Here is a 23958-nt window from a genome sequence, read left to right as displayed (position 1 = left end):
GTAAAGGCGCCTTACTTCCCTGCCGACCCGCAGGGTAGCCGTCTTGCCGCCGCGCCCGCCGCGGGAACCCGGCGGTCTTCTGCCGACCGGGGGTTGACGCTGTCACCATTTTGCCGCTTGAAAGCCTCTCTCCGCCACCTGACATATCGCGGCGCAGCTTGTCCGACGAGGGAGTTCGCTTGTCAGTTCAACCCGTCACCCGGCGCCGGCCGATGTCCAGGTCGCTGCTCATGGCGCTCAGGCGTCGCCGCGCCCGCGATTCCGCCGCCGAAGACTCGCAAGGCCCAGCATTCGAGCCCCAGGATGCCCGCGATGCCACCCGCAGCCTGGGTGCGATCCTCGCCGAACTGGGCGACCGCTCGTTCGGCTGGTCGATCATCGTCTTCGCGCTGGTGAACCTGCTGCCCCTGCCGTTCGGCTCCAACGTGGTCACCGCCCTGCCGCTGCTGCTGCTGACCGGCCAGATGGTGCTGGGTTTTTCCCACGTCCGTCTGCCCGGCATCATCGCCCGGCGCCACATCCCGCGCCGGGGTTTCCAGGGCGTGGTGCTGCGTTTCAGGCCACTGCTGCGGCGGATCGAGCGGATCATCCGGCCGCGCCATGTCTGGCTCTTTGCGCCGCGGGCCGAGCGCATCGTCGGCGTCGGCCTGTTCCTGGTGTCGGTGGCGTTGTTCCTGCCGATCCCTTTCAGCGGGATGATTTCCGCCTTTGCCCTTCTTGTCGCCGGGATCGGGCTGGCCGAGCGCGACGGCGCCGTCGTCTTCGCCGGGCTGGCCGTCGGCGTGGTGGCCATCGCCGTGACCCTGGCCGCCGCCACCACCATCGTGCTGGGCGTGCAGGCGGCGACCTGACGCGGCTTACTCCGCTGCCGCCGCCGCCGCCGCCGGCGCCGGCACGCGGCCGAGCAGCACTTCGTGGCCCGGCTGCGGGTGGCGCGGCACGTTGAGGGCCAGCACCAGGGAGCAGCCGGCCATGGCGGCGCCGGCCAGGAACACCGCGGCGGGTGAGGCCAGCCAGAGGAAGCCGAAGGCGGCCGGCAGGAAGACCGCGGCGATATGATTGATGGTGAAGCTGACGCCGGCGGTGGAGGCGATGTCGGCCGGATCGGCGATCTTCTGGAAGTAGGTCTTGATGGCGATGGCCAGGGCGAAGAACAGGTGGTCGATCACGTAGAGCCCGGCGGCCAGCGTCGCGTCGTTCACGAAGGCATAGGCGGCGAAGACGCCGATCAGGCCGATGTACTCGAAGACGAGGGCGTGGCGCTCGCCGATGCGGCCGATGAAGCGGCCGATCTTCGGCGCCAACCAGATGTTGATGGCCGAATTCAGCAGGAACAACAGGGCGATGGCGCCGACGTCGTAGCCGAACTTCTCCACCATCAGAAAGCCGGCGAAGACGATGAAGATCTGGCGGCGCGCGCCCGACATGAAGACCAGGGCGTAGTAGAGCCAGTAGCGCTTGCGCAGCACCATGTGCTTGTGCTGCTCGACCGGCTGCTTGAACTGCGGAAAGCCGAGCCAGGCAACGAGGGCGATCACCGCCGTGGCGCCGCCGCCGATCATGTAGATCCACAGGTAGTCCATGGCCAGAAGATCGCTGGTGAGCCACACCAGGCCGTAGACCACGATGGAGGTGAGCGACCCGGCGGCGATGAGCCGGCCCAGGGTCTCCGGCGCGCGGACCTTGTCGATCCACTGCAACGAGAGGGAGACCTGCAGGGTCTCGTAGTAGTGATAGCCGAGCGACATGATGACGGTGGTGGCGTAGATGCCGAGCACCGAGGGGAAGAAGCCGGTCGCCGCGGTGCCGAGGCCGAGCAGCGCCAGCGACAGCACGGCGAGGCGCTGCTCCCGGATAAGGAACAGCAGGAAGACGACGCCGAAGGCGAGGAAGCCGGGCACCTCGCGCAGCGACTGCATGATGCCGATCTCGACCCCGCCGAAGGCCGCGCGCTCGTAAGCGAAGTTGTTGATGAGCGCCTGCCAGGTGGCAAAGCTCAAGGGGACGCCCGCCGCCATCAGCAGCAGCAGGACTTCGGGGCGGCGGAAGCGCGCCAGCAGCCCCCCGGCAGGGGCGGTGGGAGAAGCGGCGGCGGGGGCGATGGGATCGCCAGGGGTGTCTGTCGTCGTCATGCGTCCGATATACCCCTCCCTGCTTTGCCCGTCTTGCTGTAGAATGCCAATGAATGGTGCGAAACAGACAAAGCAGGACGGGTGCCTCGAGCACGGCCGCTTCGACGGTGTGGAAGCGGGGCCCGCAGCACGTCCACAGCGATCCGCTGCCGAGCCACCCGGGCAACCTTGAGGACCCCTCGCGGCCCATCGCGCCGCTGGCCATCGACTACGAGGGCTCCTCGCTGCGCCCCTGGCACCACCACCGGCGCGGCCAGCTGCTTTACGCCGACCAGGGCGTCATGCGGGTCAGCACAGCGGCGGGGGCCTGGGTGGTGGCGCCGGAGCAGGCGGTCTGGGTGCCGCCGGGCGTCGAGCACCAGGTTGGCCACAGCACCGGCATCGCCATGCGCACGCTCTACATCGACCCGGAGGTGGCGGCGCGGGAGCTGCCCGGCGAGTGCTGCGTGGTGGCAATCCCCGCGCTGCTGCGCCAGCTCATCCTGCGCGCCATGGAGATCGGCCTCGACTATCGGCCCGACAGTGCCGGGGCGCGGGTCATGGCGGTGATCCTCGACGAGCTGCGCAGCCTCGCGCCCGAGCCGCTGCACCTGCCCACGCCGCGCGACCCGCGCCTGAAGAAGATCGCCGAGGCGCTGCTGGCCGACCCCGCCGACGGCCGCGTACTCGCGGGCTGGGCCAAGGCCGCCGGCGCCAGCGAGCGCACGCTCGCCCGCCTCTTCGTGAAGGAAACCGGCATGACCTTCGGCGCCTGGCGCGAGCGCCTGCGCCTCACCACGGCCGTGGCGCGCCTCGCCGAGGGCGAGCCCGTCACGGCCGTCGCCTACGACCTCGGCTACCAGAGCCCCAGCGCCTTCATCGCCATGTTCCGCCGCTCCCTGGGCGATACGCCGGGGCGCTATCTGAAGAAGGCGCAGGACGCCGACTAGTCGACTACCGCTTTGCCCTTGCCGTCTCTCACTTGTCACCCTCGGGCTTGACCCGAGGGTCCATGGTTGAGGTTTCTCGCTGTTGCCCTGGATGCTCGGGTCAAGCCCGAGCATGACAGTTGTATTGTGGAAGGAGGGGGCGCGCTGCCGCATTTAATTGCACGCCTGCGCGGCATCCCCCATATCTAGAACGTTGCCCGGCATAGCACCGCAGGAGATCCCCCATGGCCTTCGCGATCAGGAACCTCGACCACGTGGTGGTCTGCGTCAGCGACCTCGGCCGCGCGCTGCAGTTCTATACCGAGGTGCTGGGCTGCAAGGAGGAGCGCCGGGTCGAGCGCATCGGCCTCGTGCAGCTGCGCGCCGGCGCCTCGATGATCGATCTGCAGCTCGTGAATCCCGGGCCGGAGGACAGCGACTTCTCCGGGCCGACCAAGAACATGGACCACTTCGCCATCCGCATCGAACCCTTCGACCCCAAGGCCCTGCGCAGCCACCTGGGCAAATTCGGCATCGACGCCGGCGAGGTGGTGCAGCGCTACGGCGCCGAGGGCGACGGCCCCTCCGTCTACATCAACGACCCCGACGGCAACACGATCGAATTGAAGGGGCCGGCGGGCTGAAGGGCCGGGCGGGCTGACGGTGTGCGTATCGAACTTGGTTCCGAGCGCTAGGCTCGCCATCCTTTAATCGAGCCCGTTGCATCATTTCGGGTCTGCAATTGGCGATTAGCTCGGGATCAGGGGTGCTCTGAGACGATCCTCTTGCAATCTAATATTGAATAAGAAAACATACAACTCACTAAATAATTGTGAGGTAGCTTCGGAGGAGGCATGTCCAGGAAGTCAGATCCAAACCTTGTAGACCTGTTTAAGCAGGCCTCAGATATAGCTCAGCAAGTTCCTGAAAACCTTCAAGAAGCGGCGTTCAATAAGGCGATAGACATATTGACCCGTGATCAGGGGCTGGGAGGAGCAGACGAAAAAATACCTCCGAGTCCAAATAATCTCGGCGCGACTGTTCAGCGGAAAAAGCCCAGAGCAACTCAACAGGCTTTGTCGCAGACTGCCCGGCCAGTTGACAATCTGCTCCAAGGTATTGACTCAACCAAGTACCCTGAAGTTGCGCGTTCTGGGAAGGTGCTAGAAAGGTCGCTGAGGGTTCTTCAGATTGCTCATGCCGACCATGATGTCGACGGCCTCTCCCCTGGAGAGATAGCGAAAATACTGAGCGCGAAGTTTCGCATAAGAACCACTGATGCCGCTGTACGCATGGCGCTCGGGGGCGTTTCCGACTTGGTTGATCGAGTTCCCGAAGGAAAGGGATTCATCTACCGAATCATGGCTCCTGGTGAAGAATGCCTTTTGCACTTAAGCACCGACGGTGCGACTGCAAAATCAACTAAGCAAGGTGGCCAATCCAAGAAGAGGACTCGTCGAAAACCATCAAAATCGTCCTCCGAACCTGATAGCTACGAGGATCCTCCTTCAGAACGACTTTCATCGACGGCTGGGGCTAAGGGGCGTTCGAACAAAAAGGTACGTAAGAACGCCAGTGTCGGCTCCAAGTCAGTAGTTGAAGAGTTGATAGCGGCGGGGTTTTTTGATGAAGGTCGGACAGGGCCTGACGTCCAGGTGTATTTGCGCAAGAAGCGCGGGCTCCAGTTTGATGTCACGCAACTGCGTGTATCGCTGCTGAGGCTTGTTAGGGAGGGCAAGCTAGAGCGAGACGAGAATGCAGAGGGACAATATGAGTACCGGAAACCCTAAGCTCAGTCTCGAGCACGCTCTCCAGTCATTGCCCGCACCGCTTGTGAAGCGCATTCTACGAATATATTCGACCATAAAGAACGAAGCGCTTGAGGGACAGCATGATGCTATTGGTCATCAAGCGGGTAAGCTTGCTGAGGTTCTCATTAGAGCTTTGCAGCATTTATTGACTGGGACTCACACTGCATTAAGCGCGAACCTCGGGAATTTCAAAGCCGAGTGCGAGAATATCGAAAAGACGTCAAAGGCAGCGGGTCCCGAGGGTTTGCGGATATTGATGCCTCGCGCTCTTCTGTTCTTGTACACACTGAGAAACAAGAGAGACTTTGGGCATGTTGGTGGTGAGGTTGATGCAAACGAAATTGACGCGCTGACAGCGGTGCGACTGGCCGATTGGTGCATTTGCGAGTTGATCAGAGTTTCTCAGAATATTGCGCTCGAGGATGCGCAGCTTTTGTGCGATGCAATTTCTGAACGGAGATTGCCAGCAGTTTGGAATGTCTTGGGGCGAAAGCGTATCCTCAACACTGCACTAACGTACCGCGATCAGGTTCTCTTGCTTCTTTATTCAGAGGTCGAGAAGGCGGTCCCTACAGAAGACTTGTTTGCTTGGACAGAGCATTCGCATAAGGCCAATTTTCGCCGCGATGTTCTTTCGCGGTTGCACGATGATAGGCTGATCGAATGGGACAAAGATGTTGAAATGGCTATTCTGTCGCCGATGGGGGCGAGAGAAGTTGAGGTGCGGATTTTGCCAAATGTCTAGGTCGGCGTGATTTGGCGGTTCGGTCAACGTCACTGATGCACGACTGAGATATTGACTTTAGAGTTCTAACCCTCCTTCTGTCCCACCAATATGTAGCTCAGCGGCAGCTGCTGGGGCTGGTTCTCCAGGTGGTCGTGGGTGCCGACGTTGTGCGGCAGTTCCTCGAAGTCCTCCAGCGCGAAGCCGCTGCGCAGCAGGCTCATGATCACGTCGCTCATCTTGTGGAAGGTCCAGTAGCAGGCGGTCGCCTCGTATTCCTGGTTGGCCCAGTAGTCGAGGCCGCCCTCGGCCCGGTAGGGCTCGCTGCGGAAGTAGGACTCGTCTGGATAGGCCGGCACGGTCAAGTTGCGGTCGTCGTACATGTTGAGCAGCGGGTGGCTCTCGTAGATGACGAGATGCCCGCCCGGCTTCAACACCCGCCTTGCCGTCCTGAAGAACTCGGCCAGGTCCGGCATCCAGCCGAGGACGCCGATGGTCACCAGCGCGATGTCGAAGCGGCCGTCATAGCCAGCCGGGATCTTCGCGATTTCCGTCTGCACGAACTCGGCCTCGATCTTCCCCACTGAGGCCAGTTCGCGCGCCTGCGCCAGAAAGGCTTCCGAGAAGTCGAAGCCGGTCATCCGCGCGGCACCCAGGGTCTTCACCGACAGCAGCTCGCGCGCGTTGTTGCAGCACAGCTGCGCCACGGCCTTGCCCTCGACGCCGAGGCCTGTCAGCCGCTCCGTCAGTGTCGCGTCCAGCACCGAATAGCCGGGCGTGGCGAAGCCCGCCAGCAGCTCGGCGTACTGGTCGTGGCTGCGGTGGCGCTCGGCCGCTTCGTCCCAGGACTTGCGGTTGGCGGCGATGATGTCGTCCCTGGTAACTGACTCTGGGCTGGCGGACATGGCGTGGTCTCTCTTCAAAGCGGCGGCGCAGCCTACTCCCGCCGTCAAGGTTGCGCCAGATCGCAAGCGGGTCACAGAACGGTCACGGCGCAGCGGCACGGGTCCACCGCGGCGGAGCGTGCAGGCTCCTGACACCCCGTTGGCTGCTGACGGCCTCTTGCCGACGCGATTGTGATCGGCGCGCCCCTTCACCTGTCATCTCGACTCCCCATAATGCAGGGGATACACCCCGCGGGCGCAACTTCTGAGGCTGCCCCGCGTTTGTTTTTGGGCGCTTCACGACAAAAGGGTTGCCGCATGTCCCCAGCCACTGCCCTTCGCCAGGAATCGCAGAGCAGCGTTTCCGAGACCGCCATCGACCGCGAACGCTTGCTGAACGGCTTTCGCGAGGTGCGCGCGCGCAGCGACGCCCTCGCCCGGCCGCTGTCGCCGGAAGACATGACGGCGCAGTCCATGGAGGACGCAAGCCCCACCAAGTGGCACTTGGCGCACACTACGTGGTTCTTTGAGACCTTCATCCTGCGCGAGCGTCAGCCGGACTACCGGGAATTCCATTCGCGTTACAATTATCTCTTCAACTCCTACTACGAGGCGGTCGGCGCGCGGCACGCGCGGCCGCGCCGCGGACTGCTCACGCGACCCTCGGTCGACGAGGTGCTGGCCTACCGCCGCCATGTCGACACCGCGATGGTGGCGATGATCGAGGATGCGCCTGACGCCGTCTGGACTGAGGTGGCGCCGCTGCTCGAACTCGGCCTGCATCACGAGATGCAGCACCAGGAGCTGCTGCTGACCGACATCCTGCATCTCCTGGCGCAGAATCCGCTCGATCCCGCCTACAGGGAGGTGATGCCGCCGCGTGGTGGTGACACCCTGCCGCAGACGTGGTGCAAGCACGACGGCGGCATCGTCGAGATTGGTCACGGTGGACATGGTTTTGCCTACGACTGCGAGGGACCGCGCCACCGCGCTCTGCTGGAACCTTTCGCCCTGGCAAGCCGCGCCGTCACCAATGGCGACTGGCTCGCCTTCATGGCCGACGGCGGTTACGGCGACCCTGCCTTGTGGCTCTCCGACGGCTGGGCCACCGTTCAGCGCGAGGGCTGGCGGGCGCCGCTCTATTGGCAGGAGGAGGACGATGGCGTCTGGAGCGCCATGTCGCTGCTCGGGCGCCACCCGGTCGACCCGGCGGCGCCGGTCTGTCACGTCAGCCTCTACGAGGCCGACGCCTATGCCCGCTGGGCCGGCGCGCGCCTGCCCAAGGAAGCTGAACTGGAGGTCGCCGTGGCCGGTCGGCCCATCGCCGGCAACCTCCTGAGCCGCGACGCGCTGGTGCCGCAAGCGGCCCCCCAGGCCGTGGACGCGTCGGCGGACGGTCATCCGGTCCAGCTGTACGGCGATGTCTGGGAGTGGACGCAGAGCGCCTATGCACCCTATCCCGGCTTCCGCGCGCCCGAGGGTGCGGTCGGCGAATACAATGGCAAGTTCATGTGCAACCAGTTCGTGCTGCGCGGCGGCTCCTGCGTAACGCCCGACGCGCAGCTGCGTGACAGCTACCGCAATTTCTTCTATCCGCACCAGCGCTGGCAGTTCACTGGCCTGCGTCTGGCCAAAGACCTGTGAAGGAGGAGGCCACGATGACGCAAGCACTCCGCAAGCCGGAACCCATCGTCACCGTCACCGAGGAGGCGCCCGACGTCTCCGGTGCGGAGTTCCGCCGCTCCGTGCTGGCGGGCCTCGCCGCCGCCCCGAAGACCCTGGAGGCCAAGCACTTCTACGATGCGCGCGGCTCCAAGCTGTTCGATGCCATCACCGAACTGGAGGAATACTACCCGACGCGGGCGGAGGCGGCGCTGCTGCGCCACCATGCCGGCGCCATCGCGGACTTCGTTGGCGCGGGCGCGAGCCTCATCGAGTTCGGCAGCGGCTCCTCGGTGAAGACGCGCATCCTGCTCGATGCCCTGCCGGATCTCGCTTGCTACGTGCCGATCGACATTTCCGGCACGCATCTGAAGGCGACCGCCGGGGCGCTGGCGCGCGACTACGCCTTCCCCGTTGTGCCGCTGCACGCCGACTATACCCGCGACTTCGCGCTGCCCGAACGTGTCCCCGCAGCGGGCCGCGCCGGCTTCTTCCCCGGCTCCACCATCGGCAACTTCGATCGCGCGGCGGCGGTCGCGTTCCTGCAGGGCGCGCGCCGCCTGCTGGGCGACGGCGCGCGCTTTCTGGTCGGCGCCGACCTGCAAAAAGACGAGGACCGCCTCATCGCCGCCTACGACGACGCCGAGGGTGTCACCGCGACCTTCAACCTGAATCTCCTGCGGCGCATCAACCGCGAGCTGGACGGCACCTTCGATCTCGCCGCCTTTCGCCACGAGGCGCGCTACGACGCGCAGCTGGGCCGCATCGAGATGCATCTGGTGAGCCGCCGCCTCCAGGCGGCGACGGTGGCGGGCCAGCGCTTCGACTTTGCCGACGGCGAGTCGATCCACACCGAGAACTCCTACAAATACACCCTGGAGTCCTTCGCCGACCTTGCCCGCCAGGGCGGCTGGCGCGTCGCGGCGCAGTGGCGCGATCCCGAGGGTCTCTTCAGCCTGCACGGCCTCGTCGCGGAATAGGCGGCTTGCTTCGTCCTGGCAATCGCGCCGGCGAAACGACTATAGTCCGCTCATTCTTGGCCGCGGGTTCACTGCGGCCCCACAAGAGCGTGATTGGCAGGATGAGTGCGCTGCAGGACATTCTCGGCTTCTGGTTCGCCCAGGGCCGCCAGGACCAGTGGTTCGACGGCGGCGAGACCTTCGATGCAGAGGTGCGCCGCGTGCTGTTGCCCCATCTGCAGGCCGCGCTTGCCGGCAAGTACGAAAGCTGGCGGCGCGATCCGCCGGGGTGCCTGGCGCTGGTGCTGCTGCTCGACCAGGTGCCGCGCAACGTCTACCGCGGTACGCCGCGCGCCTTCGCCACCGATCCGGCGGCGCGCGCGGTGACCCGCCATGCCCTGGCCGCGGGCTTCGACCGGGCGCTCGCCTCCACCGCGGAGCGGATGTTCCTCTATATGCCGCTGGAGCACAGCGAGGATCTGAAGGACCAGCAGGACTGCGTGCGCCTGGTGGCCGGGCTGGACGGCGCGGCGGAGTTTCTCTCCTACGCCGAGCGTCACCGCGATGTCATCGCCCGCTTCGGCCGCTTCCCGCACCGCAACGCCATCCTCGGCCGCGAGAGCACCGAAGAAGAGATCGAGTTCCTGAAGCAGCCGAACTCGTCGTTCTGAAGGAATGGCCTCAGGGCACCAGCCAGCTGGTCTGCAGCTGGCCGCTGCCGTTCCAGCTGAAGTTGGCGCGGCGGTGGCCGTAGGGCGTCAGCAGCAGCCAGTCAATCTGGCGGATGTGGCAGACCACCACGGCGAAGTTCAGGCGTCCGGCGTCGCTCTCCACCTCGCTCGGATCACGGCCCTCCAGTTCGGCGGGCAGGCCGGAGGTCGCCCAGGCCCACGGCAGGCCGCGCGGACCGGAGACCAGGTAGTCGCGCCGGCGGCGCGGCGTCAGCGCCTGCCAGGCGTCCTCGGCCACAGAGTCGCGGTGGTGTATCGCGGCCTCGGCCTGCACGCGCACCTGGGTATCGTCGCTCAGCGAATGGAACAGCAGGGCCACGCGCGGATCATCCTGGATCTCGCCGATCTTGTGGCTGCGCAGGTCGGTGTAGAACCACAGCTCACGCGCTTCCGGGTCGACCTTGCGCAGCACCACGGTGCGTAGCGTGCAGCCCAGGCCGGCGTGGGTCGTCGCCATCGCCAGGGTGTGGAAGTCGTGCTGCGGGTCGGCGACCCCGTCGCTCAGCAAATGCCAGCATTCGGCTAGCACGGCGCCGAGGCGCGGCTCGTCCTCCGAGTGCCAGATATCCAGGTTGGTCCCGATCAAGCTATTCCCCCGGTACGTGCTGTTATTACCGGCCAGTCTAGCCCTGACGGGCGTCGGCGCAAACGCTTTCGAGGTCCTGGACTTGCGCTGGGTCATTCGGGCACAAGTGGATGCCTGCTAACGTGGTTAGCTAAGTTCTTGAAGCCCCTGTAAAGAGGCGGACGAAGAGGCGAAGGCGACGATGCGCATTGCCACCTTCAATCTGGAAAGCCTCGACCTTGCTCCGGACGGCGAGGCCGCCTTCCAGCACCGCGCGGCGGTGCTCAGGCCGCAGCTGGAAGCTTTGCAGGCGGACATTCTCTGTCTGCAGGAGGTCAACGGCCAGCACGTTCCCGGCAAGGCCGGCCGTGAGTTGACGGCCCTCACGCGCCTGCTGGCGGAGACCTGCTATGACACCTACCACGTGGTCGCCAGCGCGGCGAAAAGCCCGAAGGGCGGCGTCGCCGACGTGCACAATCTGGTCATTCTCAGCCGCCGCCCCGCGCACGAGAGCGAGGCGCTGCATCACCGCCTGGTGCCGCCGCTGCCCTACCGTTCGATCACCGCGCAGCCCGAGTCTGCCCGCGATCTCACCCTGGAATGGGATCGCCCGCTGCTGCACGCCGCCTTTGAGACCGCGGACGGCGAAACGCTGCACGTCATCAATCTCCATCTGCGCAGTCCGTTGGCCTCGCCGATCCCCGGCCAGAAGCTGAACGCCGATACCTGGGGCTCGCTTGCCGGCTGGGCCGAGGGCTACTTCACCGCCACGCTGAAGCGCAGCGGCCAGGCGCTGGAGGCGCGGCTCCTCGTTGAGCGCATCTTCGATGCCGACCCTGAGGCCCTCATTGCCGTCTGCGGCGATCTGAACGCCGGCGAAGAGGAAACGCCCTCGCGCATCCTGCAGGCGACCTTGGCGGACAGCGGCAACGAGGCGCTCGCCTCACGCGCATTGGAGGCGCTGGAATGGCGTCTGCCCGAGGCGCGGCGCTACACCGTGTTGCACGCCGGGCGGCGGCGCATGCTCGACCACATTCTTTGCTCGCAGCCGCTCGCCGCGCGCTGCCGCAAGATCATCGTCGGCAACGAAACCTTGCCCGATGAGGAAGAGATGGCGGCGGACGATCCGCGCTCCAACCACGCCCCGCTGATCGCCGAGTTCGATCTGTAGAAGAAAAGCCACGTCTGACAGGGAGCGACACCGCACCCTTCGAGACGCGGGCCGTTTGGCCCGCTCCTCAGGGTGAGGCAGGGCTTGGAATTACAGACCTCATGCTGGGGAGCCCGCGACAGCGGGCGTCTCGAAGCAGGAGGACCGGCACATCCTCTACGCGGCCTTGAGCGCCTCGCGGCCGTGCGGCTCGCTGAAGTCGATCGCCGGGCCCTTGGGCACGATGCCGCTGGGGTTCACCGTCGGATGGCTTTCGTAGTAGTGGTGCTTGATGTGGAAGAAGTCCACGGTCTCGGCGACGCCCGGCACTTGGTAGAGCTCGCGGGCATAGGCCCAGAGATTGGGATAGTCGATGAGGCGCCTGAGGTTGCACTTGAAGTGGCCGTGGTAGACCGGATCGAAGCGCAGCAGCGTGGTGAACAGCCGCCAGTCGGCTTCGGTGAGCCGCGGCCCCGCGAGATAGCGTTGGCGTGACAGCCGCTCTTCGAGATCGTCGAGGGTCGCAAAGAGCGCGTCGAAAGCCTTCTCATAAGGTTCCTGCTTCGTCGCGAAGCCGGCCTTGTAAACGCCGTTGTTCACGTTGTTGTAGACAGTGTCGTTGACCGCGTCGATCTCGCGGCGCAGTTCCTTCGGATAGAAGTCCAGCGTCGATCCGGTGATGCCGTCGAAGGCGCTGTTGAACATGCGGATGATCTCCGCCGACTCGTTGCTGACGATGGTTTCGCGCTGCTTGTCCCACAGCACCGGTACGGTGACGCGGCCGGTGTAGTCGGGCTTCGCGGCGGTGTAGACCTGGTGCAGCTTTTCGGCGCCGTTCACGCTGTCGGAAATCACGCCGCGGCCCTGCTCGAAGGTCCAACCTTCCTCGCCCATGTGCCAATGCACCACGGAGAGGGAGATCAGATCCTCCAGCTTCTTCAGCTTGCGGAAGATGAGCGTGCGGTGCGCCCAGGGGCAGGCGAGCGAAACGTAGAGGTGATAGCGCCCGGCCTCGGCCTTGAAGCCCGCGTCCCCGCCGGGGCCCGCGCTGCCGTCGGGCGTCACCCAGTTGCGGAAGATACTGTCCTGGCGCTCGAAGCGACCGCCGCTCTTCTTCGTGTCGTACCACTTGTCGTGCCACACGCCATCGATCAGCAGTCCCATCGTTTCTCTCCTCTCGTCGGTTCGAATGTCAGCTGACGCCGGTTATCCGACATCGGCGAGCAGGATTTCCGCATCCTCCTCGGCGGCGATCTCCACCGCCTCGACGTCGGTGAGGGCGACGCCGTCGCGCGCCTGCACCGGCTTGCCGTTCACCGTCAGGGCGCCGGTCGCCGCAACAAGGTAGGCCTTGCGGCCCGGCGCCAGCTGGTGGGTTACCGACTGGCCGGTCTTCAGGGTGGCCCCCAGGATAGCGGCATCCTGGTAGATCGGCAGCGCACCCTCACCATCTCCCTTGGCATCGGACTTGCGGCCCGATGCGAGCGGTACCAGCACACCCTCGCGTCCCGCCTTGGGGAAGCTGCGGGTTTCCCAGCGCGGCGGCACGCCGTGCACCGCCGGCTCGATCCAGATCTGGAAGATCTCGGTCGGCTCGTCCTCGCGGTTGAATTCGGCATGCATGATGCCGGTACCCGCCGACATCACCTGCACGTCGCCCGCCTCGGTGCGCCCCTGGTTGCCCAGGTGGTCCTTGTGGGTGATGGCGCCTTTGCGCACGTAGGTGATGATCTCCATGTCGCGGTGGCCGTGCTGGTCGAAGCCGGTCCCCGGTCGGATGGTGTCGTCGTTCCACACGCGCAGGGGTCCCAGCCCCATGCGCTCGGGGTCATAGTAGTTGGCGAAACTGAAGTGGTAGCGCGCCGACAGCCAGTCGTTGTCGAAGCGCCCCAATCCCTCGAAATTCTTGATCTCCATCATCGTCGTGATCCTTCGGGGGCAGCGGCACGGGCCGTTGCCGTCGGGGTTCGTGCGGCCGGCCCAGCGTCAGGCCGCCAGCTTGGCGGCGATCTCCGCCACATGACGCCCCTGGAAGCGCGCCATGGTCAATTCCTTCTCGCTCGGCTGGCGGCTGCCGTCGCCACCGGCCAGCGTCGTGGCGCCATAGGGCGAGCCGCCGACGATCTCCGTCATGTCCATCTGCTCCTTGCAGCTGTAGGGCAGGCCGACCACCACGAAGCCGAGATGGAACAGGGTGGTGTGGAAAGAGGTCAGGGTGGTCTCCTGGCCGCCGTGCTGCGTGGCGGTGGAGGCGAAGGCGCTGCCGACTTTGCCGACGAGGCTGCCGTTCATCCACAGCGAGCCGGTCTGGTCGAGGAAGTTGCGCATCTGCGAGGCCATATTGCCGAAGCGCGTCGGCGTGCCGAAGATCACCGCGTCGTAGTCGGCCAGTTCCTCCGGCTTGGCGATCGGCGCCTCCTGGTCCAGCTTCACGCCCGCCTTCTTGGCGACGTCCTCCGGCATCAGCTCCGGCACCCGCTTCACGGTGACCTCGACTCCGTCGACGCCGCGGGCGCCTTCGGCGACCGCCTTGGCCATGGTCTCGACGTGGCCATAGGTGCTGTAGTAGAGCACGAGAACTTTGGTCATGGCTGGATTTCCCCTTTGTCGGCTGGAGCGCGCCGGCGGATGCCGGCATCGATGGGCGATAGTTAATTAGTTGTCGACCTGATATTAATACCGCCTTGTGGAACAATATTGTTTCTTGGTGGAAACAATCCTATGCCTCGTCTGGATGAGATGGAGATCTTCGCCGAAGTCGTCGAGGCCGAAGGCTTTTCGGCGGCGGCGCGCCGCCTCGGCCTCAGCAAGTCCGCCGTTTCCAAGCAGGTCGGCCGCCTGGAAGATCGGCTCGGCGTGCGCCTCTTGAACCGCACCACTCGGCGCCTGTCGCTGACCGAGGCCGGCGCGACCTTCTACGACGCCTGCCGGCGGGTGCTGGACGAGGCGGCCTCCGCCGAGCAAGCGGTCTCCGACCTCGCGGCGGCGCCGCGCGGTCTTCTGAGACTGAACGCTCCGATGTCCTTCGGGTTCCTGCACCTGGGGCCGGCGATCCCGGCCTTCCACGCCCGCTATCCCCAGATCACCGTGGATGCCGCGATGAACGACCGCTTCGTCGACCTGGTGGAGGAGGGCTACGACGTCGCGATCCGCATCGGCGCCCTGCGCGATTCCAGCCTCGTCGCCCGCCGTCTCGCGCCCTGCCGCGCGGTGCTCTGTGCCAGCCCGGATTACCTGGCGCGTCGGGGGCACCCGCGGCGGCCGGAGGATCTCGCCGGCCATGACTGTCTGCTCTATGCGAACAGCGCCAATCCGCGGGAATGGACGTTCCACGGACAGCGCGGACGCCAGGCGGTCGCCGTGAAAGGACCGCTGATCGCCAACAACGGCGACGTCCTCTGCGGTGCCGCCGTGGCGGGCATGGGAATCACCCGCCTGCCGACCTTCATCGTCGGCCCCCAGCTGCGCGAGGGCCGCCTGGAGGTCGTGCTGCCCGGCCATCCTCTGCCCGACCAGGGCATCCACGCGGTCTACCCGCACGGCCGCAACCTGTCGCCCAAGGTGCGTGTCTTCGTCGACTTCCTGGCCGACCACTTCGGCCCCGAACCGTACTGGGACGCGGGCCTGGACGGCCTGATCGCCGCTCCGGCCGGCTGACGGGCCGCGCTTTTGCAGGCTACCCCGCTTGCACGAACTGTGATATTCACCTCGGGTTAATGATCGGACTGGTAAAGAGACTCCATGATCATCCGGGCCCCCAGGCAGGAAACACTGCGACGACGACGTTGAACCCCGCGCTTCCGGCGCGCGCTTCAGCCTGCAGTTTTCTCGTGCCGTGCCTGACCACGGCCAGCCTGGAACCAAGATCATGACCTTCACCATCGTGGCCGAGCGGCCCGAAGACGCCCCTCTCATTTCTCCGCTGCTGGACCGGACCTTCGGGTTCGAGCGCACGCGCAAGACCGTCTACCGGCTGCGCGAGCACCTCGATCCGCTGCCCGAGCTGTGCTTCTCGGCGGTCGCCGGTGACGGCGGCCTGCTCGGCTCGATCCGCTACTGGCCGATCGAGATCGCCGGTACCCCGGCGATTCTCCTGGGCCCGCTTGCCGTCGAGCCCGCGCTGCAAGGCCGCGGCATCGGCAAGGCGCTGGTGCGCCACAGCCTGGACGCCGCCAAGGCGGCCGGTCACCGGATCTGCGTCGTGGTGGGCGATCCCACCTATTACCGCCCCTTCGGCTTTCTGCCGGCTTCGGGCCACGGCCTGCTGCTGCCCGGCCCGGTCGAGCCGGAACGCTTCCAGGTGCAGGAACTGGTGCCCGGCGCGCTGAAAGGCGTGCACGGCGTGATCGGCCGGGGTAAGGCGCCTGCCAAGGCTGCTGACAAGCCCGCCCGACGGAGGCGGGTTCGCCGCTCGGTCGCGTGAGGGCCGCGACCTGGCCTAGCTGTTCATCTGCCAGATGGCGAAGTTGAGGGCGGCGGCGTAGCCGAGCCACAGCAGGTAGGGCAGGAACAGCCAGCCGGCGATCTGCGACACGCGCAGGAAGGCCAGCGTGGTCAGCACCACGGCGATGACCAGGGCGCCCAGGCAGACGAGGCCCAGGAAGGGGTCGCGCTGGCCGAAGAAGCTGAACGACCAAAGCACGTTGATGATGAGCTGGCCGAAGAACAGGGTGAGCGGCAGCCGCGCCTCGCCGCGTTCGGCAGTCTTCCACACCAGCCAGGCGGCGATGCCGATGGCGAGAAAGATCAGCGACCAGGCGACCGGGAAGACCAGGTCGGGCGGTGTCCAGTCCGGCTTCGCGAGGCCGCGGTACCAGGTATCCAGGGCCGGCTCGGTGATCGCCGCGCCCAGCCGTCCGGCGGCCAGGCAGATGGTCACGAAGACGAGCAGCATGATCGGGCTCGTCAGCGGAGCCCTGTGCCGTGGATAATGCATGGTGGGTTGGTTGCCCCGTCAGTGTCCTTCCCGCTGCCATGCTAATACCGCAGCCGCAAGGCTTAGGCAAAGCACCAGCAGGGCGGGCAGCACGGGGATCTGCAGCACGCCGGTCACCACATAGCCCCCGCCGCGCTTCAGGCCGATCCAGTCGCGCCCGAAGCGGTCGCGGTCGGCGGCGACCTTGCGCAGCGCCGGCAGGTCATTGCCTTCCAGGCGCCGCACCGTGCCGCCGCTGGCGTCGACCAGCGGCTCGGCGAGGGCGCCGGAGGAGCGGGGGTCGCGCAGCTCCAGCGGGTTCAGCGGGCCGACGGCGGCCAGCGTGGTGAGGGTGCCGTCGGTTATGCGGTAGAGCCCGTTGGCCTCCGCCGCGATGGTCGCCGAACTGCGCCCCGAATCGGCGGGCGTCAGGGTGACTCTGCGGGTCTCGCCGGAGGGCAGGGTGACGGTGATCTCCGGCTGGGCGACGGCGAGCGAGCGCCGGGTGATGGTCAGCTGGCCGCCGCGCACCTGGGCGCGCAGGTCCTCCTCCTCCAGGTCCGGCTCCTTCATCAGCCAGTGGGAGATGCGGCGCAGCAATTCCGCCTGGGGGCCACCGCCTTCGAAGCCGCGCGACCACAGCCACATGTGGTCGCTCATGATCTGCGCCACGCGGCCTTCGCCGAAGCGGTCGAGGATCAGCAGCGGCGCCTGCTGGATGCCCTGCATCAGGATGTTGCCGCGGATGGTGTCGCCCTCGATCTGGCGGAACCAGCGGCCCCAGGTCGGTGCCGCATCGGGGCCGCCGCCGCCGTCCAGACCCGCGGTCACCGGGTGACGGCTGCCCAGGTCGGTGACCTCCGGGTGGAAGCCGGTCTCGAAGATCTGCCCGGTCGGCTCGGCCGGCAGCACGCGGCCCAGCGGCGTGCGGTAGAGCGACAGCGGCGTCGCGAAGGTCGGCCCGTTGGCCTCCAGCAGGGCGCCGCCCTTCTCCACGTAGTTGGCGACGTTCTCCAGGTAGATGCTGGGCAGCACGCCGCGCCGGCGGTAGCGGTCGAAGATAATGAGGTCGAACTCGTCGAGCTTCACCTCGAACAGCTCGCGCGTCGGAAAGGCGATCAGCGACAGCTCGCGGATCGGCGTGCCGTCCTGCTTTTCCGGCGGCCGGAGGATGGTGAAGTGCACCAGGTCGACGGAGGGATCGGACTTCAGGATGTTGCGCCAGGCGCGCTCGCCGGCGTGCGGCTCGCCGGAAACCAGCAGGACCCGGAGACGGTCGCGCACGCCGTTCACCACCACCGCGGCACGGTTGTTGGCCAGGGTCAGCTCTTGCGGGCCGGGCTGCACCTCGATCTCCAGCACCGCGGGGCCGCGGTGCTCGAGCTCGAAGGTCATCTGCTCCTCGACGCCGATGCGCGCATCGATGCCCTGCTTGGCGACGCCGTCCTGGCGCAGCACCACACGGGCGCGCCCGCTGGTGCCGCCGCCGGGCAGGTCGTCGACGCGCAGGGTCAGGCTCAGCTGGTCGCCGACGATGCCGAAGGAGGGTGCCCTGACGACGGTGAGGCGGCGGTCGCCTTCGTCGGGCCGCCCGGTCAGCAGCAGGTGGACCGGCGCCTCGATGCCCAGGCTCTCGACCGATTCCGGCAGGTCGTGGATCTGGCCGTCGCTCACCAGGATGATGGCGGAGACGCGCTGGCGCGGCACTTTCGCGAGCGCCTGGCGCAGCGGACCGAACAGGTGGGTTCCCTCGACGTCGAGGGCGCCCGTCACCTCGCCGGCGCGGATCAGGCGGACCTCGGTGTCCTCCAGGGCGCCGATCTGCTGCAGCAGGTGGGCGACCGCCTGCTCGGTCTGGCTGCCGCGGTTCTCGATCTGCTGGCTGGTGCTCTCGTCGGCGACGACGAAGACGACATCGCTGAGGGGATCGCGCTGCTCCTCGATGACCGAGGGGTTGGCGAGCGCGGCCAGCAGCACCGCGAAGGCGCCGGCGCGCCACCATATGCCGGCGGCGCGGCGCCACAGCGCCAGCGCCAGCAGCAGCAGGGCGACGGCGGCGAGGCCGCCGATCAGCCACAGCGGCAGCAGCGGCGCCCACTGCACGGTCATCGCGTTCAAGGGCCGATCTCCGTCGTTGGCGCCGTCTTCATTGGCCGAGCCGCTCCAGGATGAAGGGGATGTGGACCTGGTCCGCCTTGTAGTTGCCGGTCAGCGCGTACATCACGAGGTTGATGCCGAAGCGGTAGGCCATCTCGCGCTGGCGCGGGCCGCCCGGCACCACGGCGTTCAGGGGGCGGCCGAGCTCGTTCACCGCCCAGGCGCCGGCCCAGTCGTTGCTGCCGATGAGGATCGAGGCGACACCGTCGTTCACGGTCTCGCCGGGCGCCTCCAGCCACAGTGTGCCGCCGACGAAGCGGCCGGGGAAGTCCTCCATCAGGTAGAAGGACTTGCGCAGCACGTGGTCGGTCGGCACCGGCTCCAGCGGCGGGATGGTGATGCCCTGGGTCAGGCGCTGCAGGTCCTGGGTCCCGCGGCTGCCGCCGCCGAACAGGACCGCGCCGCCGCTGGCCTCGCGCAGGTCGAACAGGATGGTGCCGCCGTGGGTGAGAAAATCGTTTACCTGGTAAACGGCTTCGGCGCTGAGATTGGGCTGGGTCGGCGTGATCGGCCAGTAGATCAGCGGGAAGAAGGCCATGTCGTCGCGGCCCAGGCGGATGCCCAGCGGCGGACCGGCCTCCACCGAGGTGCGTCGTTCCAGCACGCGGGTGAGGCCCAGCAGACCGGCGCGGCTGGTTTCGTCGATGCGGTCGTCGCCGGTCACCACGTAGGCGAGGCGCGTCATCAGCGTCGCCTCCAGGGCGCGCGCGTCGTTGGCCTCCTGCGCCACGGCCGGCGGAGTGTGGACGAGCCCGGCGACGATCAGGCCGATCGCCAGCGCCGGGGTGACGGCGGCGGGACCGGAAGACCGCAGCAGGCCGCGCAGCAGCAGCGAGATGAGCAGATCGGCCAGCGCCAGAATCAGCGCGGCGGCGAGCAGCCAGGGCTTCAGGTCCTGCTCCGGACTCTCATGGTAGAGGCCGGCGGTGACGCCGCCGGGCAGTCGGCCGAGCGGCGTCAGCTCGGGCACGAAGCTGCTGAGGTTATGGGCCCGGCGCAGGCTGTCGTTGCCGTAGTAGCCCGGCGGGTGACGCGGGCCGAGGCCGCTCGCCGAGTCGTCACCGGTCTCCAGGGCCAGCACGGTCGCCGGCGGCGTGCCGAGGCTGCCGAAGCCGTCCATGATCTCCAGCGGCGGCAGAGCCTGGCCGCCGCCACCGCCGGCGACGCCCTGGCTGACCGCCATCACCCGCCGCAGCATCTCGACGAAAAGGCCGGAGATCGGCAGGTTCGACCAGTCGGTGTTGGCGGTGGTGTGGAACAGCACCAGCCAGCCGTCGCCGCGCCGCTCGGCGGTGACCAGCGGAGTGCCGTCGGTCAGCCGCGCCCAGGTCTTGTCGGCGAGATCGAGCGAGGGTTCGGCCAGCACCTGACGGCGGATCACCACGTCGTCGGGCAGCGGCAGGTCGGCGAAGGGGCTGTCGGCAGCAAAGGGCGCGAGGCGCGCCGGGGTGTCCCAGGTAAGGGCGCCGCCCAGGGTGCGGTCGCCGACGCGCAGGCGCACCGGCAGCAGGTCGTCGCCCGCGGTCTGGCCCTGGGCGACCTGCGGAGCCGCGGCGCTGTGCGGCCCCGCAAAGCGCAGCAGCAGGCCGCCCTGGGCGACCCAGGCGGCGATCTGCTCGCGCTCCTCGGCGCCGAGTGTCACGCTGTCGGGCAGTGCCAGCACCGCGAGCTGGCGCTGCAGCAGGTCCTCGACGTTGCCCTTGCGCAGCTCGGTAAAGGGCTCGAGCGCGCTTTCCAGGTAGTAGCTCTCGCTGAGCAGTGGCTGCGCCTCCTGCTCGGCCCCGGTCATCACCAGGCCGACCGGGCGGCGGCGCCACCGTTCGTCCAGCAGCACGGTGGCCCCGGCGGTGTTCTCGTTCTCAATGGTCAGCAGGGCGATGCGGTTGCGCATCTCCGTCGGCAGGTCCAGCAGGCTGCGGGCCTCCTGCTCACCGGGCTCGAACACCAGCGGCGCCTTGGTGACGATGCGCCCGTCGCCGGCGACGGCCAGCACGGCGGCTTCGCTGGGTCCGTCCGGATCGGCGCGCAGCGCGCGGGCGACCAGGTCGACGCCCTCGGTCACCGGCGGCAGGGCGAGACGGGCGAGACCGTCGCCTTGCTCGCGCAGCACGTGGAGGCTGCCGAGATTCTGCAGGGCACGCGCCAGAGCGTCGCTGTCCGGGTCGGCGAGGCCGTCGGACAGCCACACCACATGGGAGGAGCCCGGCAGGTTCAGCGCCTCGACGGCCTCCAGCGCGGCGGCACGGTCGCTCGGCCAGGGCTTCGGCTTGAGGCCCTGCAGCAGGCGCCGCGCCTCGGCGGCGGTCAACAGGCCGCTGGCTTCCGGCGGGGCGTCCTGGGAGTCGGCTGCGGTGGTCAGCACCACCACCGAGCGGTCCTCGCGCTCGGCCTGGGACAGCAGGTTGGCCGCCGCGATCTGGCGCGCGGGCCAGAAGCGGGCGGCAGCCCAGCCGTCGTCGATCACCAGCACCAGCGGCCCGCTGCCGCCCAGACGCGCTTGCGGATTGAGCAGCGGCTGGGCCAGCGCCAGGATGATCAGGGTGACGATCAAGAGGCGCAGCAGCAGCAGCCACCAGGGCGTGCGCGCCGGCGTTTCTTCCGGCGCCTTCAGGCCGGCGAGCAGGCGGATGGCGGGGAACGCCATGCGGCGCGGCGCCGGCGGGGTCAGCCGCAGCAGCAGCCACAGCACCGGCAGGCCGAGCAGGGCCAGCAGCAGCCAGGGCTGCGCGAAGGCGAACAGGCCGAGGTTCAGCATGGCACGGCCTGGGAAAGGTGGGTGTAGAGGCGCAGCAGCGCGGCCTGCGGCGCCTGGTCCGTGTGGTGGAAGTCAAAGGTCCAGCCCAGCGCGCGGCTGATGTCGCGCAGGCCCTCGCGCTGCGCCTGCAGGCGCTTGGCATAGTCGCCGCGCACCGCCTCGACGCGCGAGACCAGCCACGAGGGTTCGTGCTCCAGTCCGTCGAAGCGCACGCGGCCGTCGTAGGGCAGGCTTTCCTCTGCCGGGTCGAGCACCTGCAGCAGCGCGCCGCGCTGGCCGCTTTCGCCGTAGTAGCGCAGCGCCTTGTTGATCTCGTCGAGCGGCGCCAGGAAGTCGCCGATGAAGACGAGCTGAGCGGAGCGCGGCAGCGGCTGCGCCGGCGGCAGGTTGTCGCTGGGCCGCGCCTGCTGAGCGCCGATCTCCTTGGCGCCCTCCTGGGGGGGCGCCTTGCCGGGGCGGCCTTCCATCAGGGTGGCGATCTTGGTGAGGGTGGCGCGGCTGGCCGAGGGCCTGAGGCCCGAGCCGAGCAGCGCCACGTGCTCGCCGCCGCGCATCAGCAGGGCGGTGAGCGCCAGAGACAGCAGGTCGGCGCGCTGGCGCTTGGTCTGGTGGTTGCGGTCGGAGGTCCAACTCATCGATGGCGAGGTGTCGCGCCAGATCCAAACCGATTGCGCGGCTTCCCACTCCATCTCGCGCACGAAGACCATGTCGGACTTGGCCGACTGGCGCCAATCGATCGACTGCGGCTGGTCGCCCAGGTCGTAGTGGCGATACTGCCAGAAGGTCTCGCCCGTCCCGACGCGGCGACGGCCGTGCACCCCCTGCGCGACCGTGGCCGCGACCCGTTCAGCCGCCACCAGAAGCGGCGGCAGAGTGGCGGCCAGTTGCTCGGCGCGATGCCGCAGCGGGAGGGGGCTTGTCATAAGGCGGCTGGAAACTCCCGGGCGGGTTACGTGTAGGGCGCGGCGAGGTGGGCGATGATGTGGTCCAGCGTGACGCCGTCGGCCCGCGCCGCGAAACTGAGGGCCATGCGGTGTTTCAGCACCGGATGGGCGAGCGCGATGACGTCGTCGACCGAAGGCGCGAAGCGGCCGTCGAGCAGGGCGCGGGCGCGCACCGCCAGCATCAGCGCCTGGCTGGCGCGCGGGCCGGGGCCCCAGGCGACCTGGCTGCGCACCTCTTCCAACTCGCTCGATTCCGGGCGGCCGTTGCGCACGATGGCGAGGATCGTTTCCACCACGCTCTCGCCGACCGGCACGCGGCGCACGAGGTGCTGCACGTTCATCAGTTCCTGCGGGTTCATCACCGCCTTGGCCCGGCTCTCCTGGACGCCGGTGGTCTCGATCAGCATCTGCCGCTCGGCATCGACCTCCGGATAGCCGACGTCGATCTCCATGAGGAAGCGATCGAGCTGCGCCTCGGGCAGCGGATAGGTGCCCTCCTGCTCCAGCGGATTCTGCGTCGCCAGCACGTGGAACGGCGCCGGCAGGTCGTGCGGATGGCCGGACACGGTGACGCGGCGTTCCTGCATCGCCTGCAGCAGCGCCGACTGGGTGCGCGGGCTGGCACGGTTGATTTCGTCGGCCATCAGCAGCTGGCAGAACACCGGCCCCGGGATGAAGCGGAAGGAGCGGCGGCCGGTTTCGTTCTCCTCCAGCACCTCGGAACCGAGAATGTCGGCCGGCATGAGGTCGGGGGTACACTGCACGCGCTTGTCGTCCAGGCCGAAGACCGTGCCCAGGGTTTCCACCAGACGCGTCTTGGCAAGGCCGGGCACGCCGATCAGAAGACCGTGGCCGCCGGCCAGCAACGTGATAAGAGTTTGATCGACCACCTGTTGTTGGCCGAAAATGACGCGGCCGATGGACTGGCGCACGAGGCTGAGCTTATCGCCGAACTCCTCGATCTGTTCGGCGATCTTGGCATCGGCGGCGGCGTCGGCGGAAAGAGTGGGCGTCGTCGTCACGGGACAGCATCTCCCAGCTGTTGCAGGGGGCCGGTGGGCTCTTCCCGCTGGCGGGTCGTAACCAACCGCACGATCTTGACCTATAAAGATAAGTCTTTCCATGCCCGCTGACCAGTCGCCAGGACAGAGAGACTTCCCGCCGCCCAAGGATGCCGGGACTTTCGACATCCGTATCGCGCGCGACGGCACCTGGTACCACGAGGGGGGCGTGATCGGCCGAAAACCCCTTGTGAAGCTTCTTGCCTCGGTTTTGTGGCGAGACGATGGCGGCGTTTACTGGCTGCAGACGCCGGTGGAAAAAGGCCGCATCACGGTGGAGGATGCGCCCTTTACCGCGGTTGAACTTTCCGTGAGGGGCGAAGGAAAGGACCAGATACTCGCCTTCAGGACCAATCTGGACGACTGGGTAGAGGCCGATTCGGAGCATCCCCTGCGCGTCGCCGAAAACCCTGAAAACGGCGAAATCAGCCCTTATATCCTGGTGCGGGGCCGGCTCGAGGCACTGATCCTGAGGCCGGTGTATTATGAACTGGCTGAACTGGCGGTCGCGGCGACGGTCCAGGGGCCGGAATCGGCGGAAAGTCTCGGCGTATGGAGCAAGGGCGTGTTCTTTCCTTTGGGACGGGCGGCATGAAGCCG

The 23958-nt window shown here is 67.3% G+C and carries 23 protein-coding genes; 12 read left to right on the top strand and 11 right to left on the bottom strand.

What is annotated here, in order from left to right:
- The first annotated feature begins 179 nt into the window (after positions 1 to 179).
- A complete protein-coding gene (locus WDC82_RS02815; RefSeq protein ID WP_340115735.1) occupies positions 180 to 851 on the top strand; it encodes an exopolysaccharide biosynthesis protein in 672 nt (223 codons plus the stop codon).
- A gap of 6 nt (positions 852 to 857) precedes the next feature.
- On the opposite strand, the gene WDC82_RS02810 is transcribed toward WDC82_RS02815, so the two are convergent.
- Positions 858 to 2132, bottom strand: coding sequence for an MFS transporter (locus WDC82_RS02810; protein WP_340115734.1), 1275 nt, complete (start codon positions 2130 to 2132; stop codon positions 858 to 860).
- Between the two features lie 53 nt (positions 2133 to 2185).
- Between WDC82_RS02810 and WDC82_RS02805 the strand changes: the two genes are divergently transcribed.
- From WDC82_RS02805 to WDC82_RS02790, 4 genes are all read left to right on the top strand, one after another.
- Positions 2186 to 3061 (top strand): helix-turn-helix transcriptional regulator, encoded by an 876-nt coding sequence (locus tag WDC82_RS02805; protein ID WP_340115733.1) that lies wholly within the window; start codon positions 2186 to 2188, stop codon positions 3059 to 3061.
- A gap of 224 nt (positions 3062 to 3285) precedes the next feature.
- On the top strand, positions 3286 to 3684 hold the full coding sequence (locus tag WDC82_RS02800; protein ID WP_340115732.1) for a VOC family protein: 399 nt from the start codon (positions 3286 to 3288) through the stop codon (positions 3682 to 3684).
- Positions 3685 to 3894: 210 nt separating this feature from the next.
- A complete protein-coding gene (locus WDC82_RS02795) occupies positions 3895 to 4830 on the top strand; it encodes a hypothetical protein (protein ID WP_340115731.1) in 936 nt (311 codons plus the stop codon).
- Complete coding sequence (locus WDC82_RS02790) at positions 4811 to 5596, top strand: hypothetical protein (protein ID WP_340115730.1); 786 nt, start codon at positions 4811 to 4813, stop codon at positions 5594 to 5596. The genes WDC82_RS02795 and WDC82_RS02790 overlap by 20 nt, the downstream gene beginning before the upstream one ends.
- Before the next feature lie 65 nt (positions 5597 to 5661).
- Here the strand turns inward: WDC82_RS02790 and WDC82_RS02785 are convergent, their stop codons facing one another.
- Positions 5662 to 6480 (bottom strand): class I SAM-dependent methyltransferase, encoded by an 819-nt coding sequence (locus WDC82_RS02785; RefSeq protein WP_340115729.1) that lies wholly within the window; start codon positions 6478 to 6480, stop codon positions 5662 to 5664.
- A 297-nt stretch (positions 6481 to 6777) separates the two neighbouring features.
- Between WDC82_RS02785 and egtB the strand changes: the two genes are divergently transcribed.
- From egtB to WDC82_RS02770, 3 genes are all read left to right on the top strand, one after another.
- On the top strand, positions 6778 to 8103 hold the full coding sequence (gene egtB, locus WDC82_RS02780) for an ergothioneine biosynthesis protein EgtB (protein WP_340115728.1): 1326 nt from the start codon (positions 6778 to 6780) through the stop codon (positions 8101 to 8103).
- Positions 8104 to 8117: 14 nt separating this feature from the next.
- Positions 8118 to 9101, top strand: coding sequence for an L-histidine N(alpha)-methyltransferase (egtD, locus tag WDC82_RS02775; protein WP_340115727.1), 984 nt, complete (start codon positions 8118 to 8120; stop codon positions 9099 to 9101).
- A gap of 101 nt (positions 9102 to 9202) precedes the next feature.
- Entirely contained in the window at positions 9203 to 9751 is a 549-nt protein-coding gene (locus WDC82_RS02770) for a DUF924 family protein (RefSeq protein WP_340115726.1), read from the top strand.
- 10 nt (positions 9752 to 9761) lie between these two features.
- Here WDC82_RS02770 and WDC82_RS02765 read toward each other — a convergent pair whose 3' ends face one another.
- A complete protein-coding gene (locus WDC82_RS02765) occupies positions 9762 to 10397 on the bottom strand; it encodes a pyridoxamine 5'-phosphate oxidase family protein (protein ID WP_340115725.1) in 636 nt (211 codons plus the stop codon).
- 181 nt (positions 10398 to 10578) lie between these two features.
- Between WDC82_RS02765 and WDC82_RS02760 the strand changes: the two genes are divergently transcribed.
- The gene (locus WDC82_RS02760) at positions 10579 to 11547 is read left to right on the top strand and encodes an endonuclease/exonuclease/phosphatase family protein (protein ID WP_340115724.1); all 969 of its coding nucleotides are present in this window, start codon (positions 10579 to 10581) and stop codon (positions 11545 to 11547) included.
- Positions 11548 to 11703: 156 nt separating this feature from the next.
- On the opposite strand, the gene WDC82_RS02755 is transcribed toward WDC82_RS02760, so the two are convergent.
- The 3 genes from WDC82_RS02755 to wrbA form a co-directional block, all read right to left on the bottom strand.
- Entirely contained in the window at positions 11704 to 12690 is a 987-nt protein-coding gene (locus WDC82_RS02755) for a glutathione S-transferase family protein (RefSeq protein WP_340115723.1), read from the bottom strand.
- A 42-nt stretch (positions 12691 to 12732) separates the two neighbouring features.
- On the bottom strand, positions 12733 to 13446 hold the full coding sequence (locus WDC82_RS02750) for a pirin family protein (protein WP_340115722.1): 714 nt from the start codon (positions 13444 to 13446) through the stop codon (positions 12733 to 12735).
- 66 nt (positions 13447 to 13512) lie between these two features.
- On the bottom strand, positions 13513 to 14115 hold the full coding sequence (wrbA, locus tag WDC82_RS02745) for an NAD(P)H:quinone oxidoreductase (RefSeq protein ID WP_340115721.1): 603 nt from the start codon (positions 14113 to 14115) through the stop codon (positions 13513 to 13515).
- Positions 14116 to 14247: 132 nt separating this feature from the next.
- Between wrbA and WDC82_RS02740 the strand changes: the two genes are divergently transcribed.
- Together WDC82_RS02740 and WDC82_RS02735 are read left to right on the top strand one after the other, a co-directional pair.
- Positions 14248 to 15183 (top strand): LysR family transcriptional regulator, encoded by a 936-nt coding sequence (locus WDC82_RS02740; protein WP_340115720.1) that lies wholly within the window; start codon positions 14248 to 14250, stop codon positions 15181 to 15183.
- Positions 15184 to 15394: 211 nt separating this feature from the next.
- A complete protein-coding gene (locus WDC82_RS02735) occupies positions 15395 to 15949 on the top strand; it encodes an N-acetyltransferase (RefSeq protein WP_340115719.1) in 555 nt (184 codons plus the stop codon).
- Between the two features lie 15 nt (positions 15950 to 15964).
- Here WDC82_RS02735 and WDC82_RS02730 read toward each other — a convergent pair whose 3' ends face one another.
- The 5 genes from WDC82_RS02730 to WDC82_RS02710 are packed head-to-tail and all read right to left on the bottom strand — an operon-like array spanning position 15965 to position 23319.
- Positions 15965 to 16420: a TspO/MBR family protein gene (locus WDC82_RS02730; protein WP_340115718.1), complete on the bottom strand. Its 456-nt coding sequence runs from the start codon at positions 16418 to 16420 to the stop codon at positions 15965 to 15967.
- Between the two features lie 60 nt (positions 16421 to 16480).
- Complete coding sequence (locus WDC82_RS02725) at positions 16481 to 18550, bottom strand: hypothetical protein (protein WP_340116945.1); 2070 nt, start codon at positions 18548 to 18550, stop codon at positions 16481 to 16483.
- Positions 18551 to 18587: 37 nt separating this feature from the next.
- Positions 18588 to 21353, bottom strand: a complete 2766-nt coding sequence (locus WDC82_RS02720) for a DUF4159 domain-containing protein (RefSeq protein WP_340115717.1) — start codon at positions 21351 to 21353, stop codon at positions 18588 to 18590.
- Positions 21347 to 22276 carry a DUF58 domain-containing protein gene (locus WDC82_RS02715; RefSeq protein WP_340115716.1) on the bottom strand — a complete coding sequence of 310 codons (930 nt, stop codon included), beginning with the start codon at positions 22274 to 22276 and terminating at the stop codon, positions 21347 to 21349. Before WDC82_RS02715 ends, WDC82_RS02720 begins: the two co-directional genes overlap by 7 nt.
- 26 nt (positions 22277 to 22302) lie before the next feature.
- On the bottom strand, positions 22303 to 23319 hold the full coding sequence (locus WDC82_RS02710; protein ID WP_370661523.1) for an AAA family ATPase: 1017 nt from the start codon (positions 23317 to 23319) through the stop codon (positions 22303 to 22305).
- A gap of 100 nt (positions 23320 to 23419) precedes the next feature.
- Between WDC82_RS02710 and WDC82_RS02705 the strand changes: the two genes are divergently transcribed.
- On the top strand, positions 23420 to 23953 hold the full coding sequence (locus tag WDC82_RS02705; RefSeq protein ID WP_340115715.1) for a DUF1285 domain-containing protein: 534 nt from the start codon (positions 23420 to 23422) through the stop codon (positions 23951 to 23953).
- Positions 23954 to 23958 lie beyond the last annotated feature (5 nt).

Source organism: Pelagibius sp. 7325 (assembly GCF_037652055.1).
In the GTDB taxonomy this organism is placed as follows: domain Bacteria; phylum Pseudomonadota; class Alphaproteobacteria; order Kiloniellales; family Kiloniellaceae; genus Pelagibius.
This window is presented reverse-complemented; position numbering and strand designations above follow the sequence as displayed.